General features: G+C 75.4%; 4 protein-coding genes and 1 pseudogene. 2 read left to right on the forward strand and 3 right to left on the reverse strand.

Annotation, left to right across the window (positions count from 1 at the left end):
* From MCAG_RS02465 to MCAG_RS02475, 3 genes and pseudogenes are all read right to left on the reverse strand, one after another.
* On the reverse strand, positions 1-550 hold a 550-nt coding region (locus MCAG_RS02465), incomplete at its 3' end, for a glycosyltransferase (protein WP_036372014.1).
* Positions 551-627: 77 nt separating this feature from the next.
* Positions 628-1,026 (reverse strand): 6-carboxytetrahydropterin synthase, encoded by a 399-nt coding sequence (locus MCAG_RS02470; protein WP_007071408.1) that lies wholly within the window; start codon positions 1,024-1,026, stop codon positions 628-630.
* A pseudogene (locus tag MCAG_RS02475) lies at positions 1,014-2,011 on the reverse strand (dehydrogenase). Before MCAG_RS02475 ends, MCAG_RS02470 begins: the two are co-directional and overlap by 13 nt.
* Before the next feature lie 131 nt (positions 2,012-2,142).
* Between MCAG_RS02475 and MCAG_RS02480 the strand changes: the two are divergent.
* Together MCAG_RS02480 and MCAG_RS33265 are read left to right on the forward strand one after the other, a co-directional pair.
* Positions 2,143-2,901 carry a CDP-alcohol phosphatidyltransferase family protein gene (locus MCAG_RS02480; protein ID WP_083802165.1) on the forward strand — a complete coding sequence of 253 codons (759 nt, stop codon included), beginning with the start codon at positions 2,143-2,145 and terminating at the stop codon, positions 2,899-2,901.
* Between the two features lie 31 nt (positions 2,902-2,932).
* Positions 2,933-4,276 (forward strand): hypothetical protein (locus MCAG_RS33265; protein WP_036376058.1); only part of this gene is annotated, 1,344 nt, incomplete at its 3' end.

The following is a 4,276-nucleotide window of genomic DNA, read 5'->3' on the forward strand; positions in this document are numbered from 1 at the left end:
GGTCGGCCACCGCCGCCAGGGCGGCCAGCAGCACGTCGTGCCCCTTGTGCGGGGCGAGGGCCGCGACGCAGAGCAGCGCCGTGCCGGCCGGCGTGCCGGGAGCCGGTGGGGCGGGGTCGACCCCCGGCGCGGCGACGTGCACCCGGTCGGCGGGCAGCCCGTACCGGTCGAGCAGCCGGCGGCGGGTCCACTCGCTGGTGGTGACGACGGCGGTGGCGGCGGCCAGGGCGCGGGCCTCGGCGGCGTCGTCGCGCGGCAGGTGCACCAACACGACCGTCCGCAGCCGGTCGGCCTGCGGTTGCAGCGCCTCCGGCGCGACCGAGGCGACCAGACCGTCGAGGAGCACCAGCGCGCCGCCGGGCAGGGCGGCGAGCCGGGCGGCGAGGTCGGCCCGCGTGGCTGGTCCGGGCGTCGGCCAGTCACCCGGCACCGGATGCTCGTGGACCCGCCAGCCAGCGTCGGTCAGCCCCCGGCAGACCCGGCGGTCGTAGTGGTTGCCGCCGCTGGGCGTGGCCGGGTCGTCGATGTCGCCGGGGAGTACCACGTGCACCTCCGGACGGGCTCCGGCGCGGGGGCCGGCGGGGGCCGACCTGCCCGCGGAAGCGCCGCCGCCGGCACCCGGGACCGTCAAAGGAGCCGCTCGTAGCTGGCCCAGGCGACGTGCGACTCGTGCAGGGTGACGGTGATCCCGGCCAGCCCCCGCGCGCCCTCGCCGAGGTCGCCGGCGTGCACCCGGTCGGCGAGCCGGTCGGCGACCGTACGGGCCAGCACCTCGGTGGTGGTGTTCACCCCGGCGAACGCGGGCTCGTCGTCGAGGTTGCGGTACGTCAGCTCGCCGAGGACGACGCGTAGCTGCTCGGTGGCCAGGCCGATGTCGACGACGATGCCGTCGGCGTCCAGGTCGGCCCTGCGGAACGTGGCGTCGACGACGAAGGTGGCCCCGTGCAGGCGCTGCGCCGGGCCGAAGACCTCGCCGCGGAAGCTGTGGGCGATCATCATGTGATCGCGGACGGTCACGCTGAACACGCGTCACTCTCCTGGTAGGTGATGAGGTGGCACAGGGCGGGCAGCGTACCGTCGTTGAGCCGGGCCAGCACGTCGGGCAGTTCCGCGAACGGCGAGCTGCCGGTGATCAGCGCGTCGAACGCGGGGTCGGCGAGCAGTTCCAGGGCGAGGGCGAGCCGGTCGGCGTGCGTGCGGCTGGCCCGGCGGGCCGGGGCCACCATGCCCACCTGGCTGCTGCGCACGGTCAACCGGCCGGAGTGGAACAGCCCCGCCCAGCGCCAGCCGCACCGCGCGGTCGCCGTACCAGCTGAAAATCCAGCACCGTACACTCCGGGAAGAACAGTTCCAGCGAGCGCTGGAGCCCGTCGGAGTTGGCGCTGGCGTGCACCACCAGGTCGCGCCCGCCGGTGGCCCGCTCGGGGGTGGCGAAGTCGACGCCGAGCGCGGCGGCGACGGCGGCCCGGTCGGGGTCGGCGTCGACCAGCTCGACCCGCACCCCGGGGAAGCGGGCGAGCAGCGCAGCGACGCCGCAGCCCACCATGCCCGCGCCGACGACGCTCACCCGGTCACCGACCAGCGGCGGGGCGTCCCACAGGGCGTTCACCGCGGTCTCCACCGTGCCGGCCAGCACCGCGCGGGCCGCCGGCACCCCGTCCGGCACGGGCACCACCGCCGAGGCCGGCACGACGTACGCGCTCTGGTGCGGGTGCAGGCAGAAGACGGTACGCCCGCGCAGCTCGGCCGGGCCCTGCTCGACGACGCCGACGCTGAGGTAGCCGTACTTCACCGGGCCCGGGAAGTCGCCCTCCTGGAACGGGGCGCGCATCGTGGCGTACTGGTCGGCGGGGACCCGGCCGGCGAACACGAGGGTCTCGGTGCCCCGGCTGACGCCCGAGTAGCGGGCGCGGACCAGCACCTCGTCGGGGCCCGGCGCGGGTAGTGCGGCCGGGCGGATCTCCGCCACCCCGGGCTCACGCAGCCAGAACGCGTACGCCTCGCGGGTCATCGGCGTGTCCTCGTCGCCACCGTCGTCCTCCTCGCGTCACCGGGCGCCGAACCGTTCGGTCGGATTTTCCGTGTTGTCTGTCGACAGCCCGTCGAAACAGCAGTCTCTCGATCATCAAACACGGAGGCACGGTGCGCAGGGTTCAACGCGGTCCGCTGGCAGGACTGGCCAGCCTGTTCGGTCTGCTGGCGGGGATCGGCGCGACCGTCGGCCTCGGCCCCGCCGGCTGGCTCGCCGGCACGGCGTACGGGGTGGGCCTCTGCGCGCTGCTCGCCCGGGGGCTGCGCCGGCAGGACGCGGCCGGCCTGGGGCCGGCGGACGTGGTGACGCTGAGCCGGGCGATCCTGATCGGCGGGGTGACGGCGCTGGTGGCGGACGGTTTCACCCGGCCCACGCCGGTGCCGCTGCTGGTCGGCCTCACCACCGTGGCGCTGCTGCTGGACGCCGTCGACGGGCAGGTGGCGCGGCGCACCGGCACCGAGAGCGACCTCGGGGCGCGGTTCGACATGGAGGTCGACGCGTACCTCATCCTGCTGCTGGGCGTGCACCTGGCGCCCACCACCGGGGCCTGGGTGCTCGTCCTGGGCGCGATGCGGTACGCCTTCGTGGCGGCCGGCTGGACGTCGCCGTGGCTGCGCGGGACGCTGCCGCCCCGGCAGTGGCGTAAGGTCGTCGCCGCGCTCCAGGGCATCGTCCTGGCCGTCGCCGCGGCCGGGGTCCTCCCGCCGGTGGCGACGAGCGTGCTGCTGGCCGGGGCGTTCGCCCTGCTCGTGGAGTCGTTCGGGCGTGACGTCGGGTGGTTGTGGCAGCACCGTCCGGTCGCCGACCGCGACGGCGCGACGGTCCGCCGGGACGACCCGGTCCGCGTGCCGGCCCACCTGCCGGCCTGACAGCCCTGCCCATTACGGGAGAACGGACGACGTGACGAACCACACGGACGACGACACCGGCCGAAGCGCGGCGGACGACACCGGCCAGCCGGCCGAGGGGCCGGGACGCGGCCGGCGGGTCCGCTCGGCGGTGGCCGGCGTGCTGGCCGCGCTGCTCGTGGCCGCCGCCCTCACCGCGCCGGACGAGCTGCGGGAGCTGAGCCCGGCGGCGTTCCTGCGGCTGCCGGTCGAGGCCCTGGTGGCCGCCGCCCTGCTGCTCGCCCTCGCGCCGCGTCCCCGCCGGGTGGTCGCCGCGCTGACCGGGGCGGCCCTGGGCCTGCTTACCGTGGTCAAGCTGACCGACCTGGGCTTCCGGGTCGCCTGGGACCGCCCCTTCGATCTGGTGTCGGACTGGGTGCTGTTCGACGACGCGTACGGGTTCCTCGCCGGCTCGATCGGCCGGGCCGGCGCGATCGGCATCGCCGTGGGCATCGTGCTGCTCGCAGTCGCCCTGTTCGTGCTCCTGGCGCTGGCCGTGCTGCGGCTGACCGGGATGCTGGTCGCGCACCACACCGGCGCGACCCGGGCCGTCGCCGCCCTGACCGTCGGCTGGGTCGCCTGCGCCGCCTTCGGGGTGCGGATCGTCCCCGGGGTGCCGGTGGCCGACACCGGCGCGACCGCCCTGGTCCGCGACCACACGATCCAGGTACGCGGCGGGCTGGCCGACCGGGACGTGTTCGCCGCCGAGGTCGCCACCGACCAGTTCCGGAACACCCCGGGCGACGAGCTGCTGACCGCGCTTCGCGGCAAGGACGTCGTCGTCGCGTTCGTGGAGAGCTACGGCCGCGACGCGGTGGAGGAACAGGAGTTCGCGCAGGTCGGCGTGGTGCTCGACGAGGGCACCCGGCGGCTGAGGGCGGCCGGCTTCGGTTCCCGCAGCGCGTTTCTCACCTCACCGACGGCGGGCGGCGGAAGCTGGCTGGCCCACGCCACGCTGCTGTCCGGGCTGTGGATCAACAGCGAGCAGCGGCACCGCAGCCTGCTGACCACCGACCGGCTCACCCTGGGCGGGGCGTTCCAGCGGGCGGACTGGCGGACCGTCGGGGTGATGCCCGGCGCCCTGGCGGACTGGCCGGAGGGGAAGTTCTACGGCTACGACCAGTTCTACCCCGCCCGGGACATGGGCTACCGGGGGCCGAAGCTGGGCTACTTCCTCATGCCGGACCAGTACGCGCTGTCGGTCCTCCAGCGCCGTGAACGGGCGATGGCCGGCCGCCCGCCGGTGATGGCCGAGATCCCGCTGACCTCCAGCCACTCCCCCTGGACGTCGTTTCCTCGGGTCATCGACTGGAAGGACGTGGGCGACGGCTCGGTCTACCACCGCAACTCGGCGGTG

The organism is Micromonospora sp. ATCC 39149, assembly GCF_000158815.1.
Classification (GTDB): domain Bacteria; phylum Actinomycetota; class Actinomycetes; order Mycobacteriales; family Micromonosporaceae; genus Micromonospora.